This window comes from Streptomyces sp. FH025, from assembly GCF_017427025.1.
Lineage (GTDB): Bacteria > Actinomycetota > Actinomycetes > Streptomycetales > Streptomycetaceae > Kitasatospora.
This window is the reverse complement of record NZ_JAFLNG010000928.1, coordinates 1-2,463: the sequence shown is the minus strand read 5'-3', so window position 1 is coordinate 2,463 and position 2,463 is coordinate 1. Positions and strand designations below refer to the sequence as shown.

Sequence of the window (2,463 nt, the reverse complement as noted above, 5' to 3'; positions counted from 1 at the left end):
GCCGACGGGCTGGAGCGCGGCGTGCTCGGCACCGGCGACATCGTGTTCTTCGTCGTGGCCGCCGCCGCCCCGCTGACCGTGATGGCCGGCGTGGCGCCCTTCGCGATCTCCTTCGGCGGCATCGGCACACCGGTCGCCTACCTGGCCACCGGCATCGTGCTGGCGCTGTTCGCGGTCGGCTTCACCGCCATGACCACGCACATCCGCAACGCCGGAGCCTTCTACGCCTACGTCACCCGGGGCCTCGGCCGGGCCGCCGGGCTGGGCGCGGCGCTGCTCGCGGTGCTCTCGTACAACGCCATCCAGATCGGCATGTTCGGCGCCTTCGGCTTCTTCGCCCACACCACGGCCGCCGACCTGCTCGGGCTGGACCTGCCCTGGCCGGTCTGGGCGCTGTTCGGGGTGGCGGTGGTCTGGTTCCTCGGCTACCGCTCGATCAACCTCGGCGCCCGGGTGCTCGGGGCGCTGCTGATCGCCGAGACCGGGATCCTGCTGGTGCTCGCGGTGGCGGTGCTGGTCAAGGGCGGGGCGCACGGGCTGAGCCTGTCCTCGTTCGCGCCGCACAACGTGTTCTCCGGGGGCATGGGCGGGGTGCTCGGGCTCTCCTTCGCCGCCTTCATCGGCTTCGAGGCCACCGCGATCTACCGCGAGGAGGCCCGCCGGCCGCACCGGACCGTCCCGCGTGCCACCTACGCCGCGATCGCCTTCCTCGGCCTCTTCTACACCTTCATCACCTGGATGATCGTGCAGGCCTTCGGCGACTCGGGCGCCGTCGCGGCCGCCACGGCCGACCCGGCCGGGATGTTCTTCACCGCGATGACCGACTACGTCGGCGGCTGGGCCACCGACGTCCAGCGGGTGCTGATCGTCACCAGCCTGCTCGCCGCGCTGCTCGCCTTCCACAACACGATCACCCGGTACGGGTACGCGCTCGCCACCGAGCAGGCCGCCCCGGCCGCGCTCGGCCGGATCCACCCGCGCCACGGCTCGCCGTGGATCGGCGGCATCGCGCAGTCGGTGCTGGCGGCGGTGGCCGTCGCGGTGGCGGCGCTGATCGGGGCCGACCCTTACAACCAGTTCTTCCTCTGGGTGAACTCCCCCGGTGTGGTCGGCATCCTGGTGCTCCAGGCGCTGGCCGGGCTCGCCGTGTTCGCCTTCTTCCGCCGTGACCGGGCGGCGGCCCGGGCCTCGGGGCGCTTCCGTACGGTCGTCGCGCCGCTCGCCGCCACCGCGCTGCTGTGCGGGGCGACGGCCCTGGTGGTGTGGCGGCTCGACCTGTTCACCAACGCCGGGCCGGAGGTCAACTGGCCGCTGGTCGCGATCGTGCCGGTGGTGTTCCTGACGGGCGTCGGGATCGCGCTGCGGCTGCGGGCGCGACGGCCGGAGGTGTACGCGCGACTGGGGACCACCGAGGTGGACGCCTAGCCCTGCGCCTGGCTCTGTACCTGGCTCTGTACCTGGCCGACCGCCTCGGCGAGCAGCCGGTAGGAGTCGAGCAGAGCGGCGCGGTCGTAGGTGCTGGTCGCGACCAGGAACTCGTCCGCGCCGCTGCGCGCCACCAGGTCGGCCAGCTCGGCGGCGGCCTGCTCCGGGGTGCCGGCGATGTGGCCCTTGAGCGACTGCTCGAACGCGGCCCGCTCGCGGGCGCTCATCGCCCGGGCCCGGATCTCGGCGGCCGGGGCCAGCGGCGGGAACTCCCCGTGGGTGCGGGAGTACGCGCCGGCCCAGGCCTCCGGGACGAGCAGTTCGCGCGCCCGCTCCTCGGTCTCGGCCACCGCGACCGTGCCCGAGACCACCACGTACGGCTCGGCGGCCTGGCCGGAGGGGCGGAAGCGGCTGCGGTAGCGGTCGATCGCCGCGAGCATCCGGTCCTCCCCGCGCGCGGCGGCGATGACCAGCGGCAGCCCGGCGTCGGCGGCCAGGTCGGCGCCCGTGCCGGTGGCCAGCACGAAGGCCGGGACGTGCAGGCCCTCGGCCGGGCGGGCGTGCACTCCGCGGTGCGCCTGCTGCGAGCCGTCGAAGTACCCGAGCAGCTCGGCCAGCTGGGCGCCGAAGTCGTCCGCGGCGTCCTTCTCCCGCCCGAGCGCCCGCCGGACGCCGTCGGTGAAGCCCACCGAGCGGCCGAGCCCCATGTCGATCCGACCGGGGAACAGCGACGCCAGCACCCCGAACTGCTCGGCCACCACCATGGGTTGGTGGTTGGGCAGCATCACCCCGCCGGTGCCGACCCGGATCCTGGTGGTGGCCGACGCCACCGCCGCGGCGAGCACCGTCGGCGCCGACCCGGCCACCCCGGGCACCCCGTGGTGCTCGGATACCCAGAACCGGTGGTAGCCGAGCCGCTCGGCCTCACGGGCGAGGACCACCGTGTCCCGCAGGGCCTGCGCCGGCTGCTCGCCCCGCCTGGTGCGGGAGCGGTCGAGGACGGAGAGCCTGGTCACGGGCGTAGCGCTGGTCACGTCG

General features: G+C 74.5%; 2 protein-coding genes. One reads left to right on the top strand and one right to left on the bottom strand.

The features are described 5' to 3' along the window. Positions 1-1,425, top strand: a 1,425-nt coding sequence (locus J0670_RS35770) for an APC family permease (RefSeq protein ID WP_307806845.1), incomplete at its 5' end; no start/stop codon positions are given. On the opposite strand, the gene J0670_RS35765 is transcribed toward J0670_RS35770, so the two are convergent. Then, the gene (locus J0670_RS35765; protein WP_207816782.1) at positions 1,422-2,459 is read right to left on the bottom strand and encodes an LLM class flavin-dependent oxidoreductase; all 1,038 of its coding nucleotides are present in this window, start codon (positions 2,457-2,459) and stop codon (positions 1,422-1,424) included. The genes J0670_RS35770 and J0670_RS35765 overlap by 4 nt on opposite strands. Between the last annotated feature and the right edge of the window lie 4 nt (positions 2,460-2,463).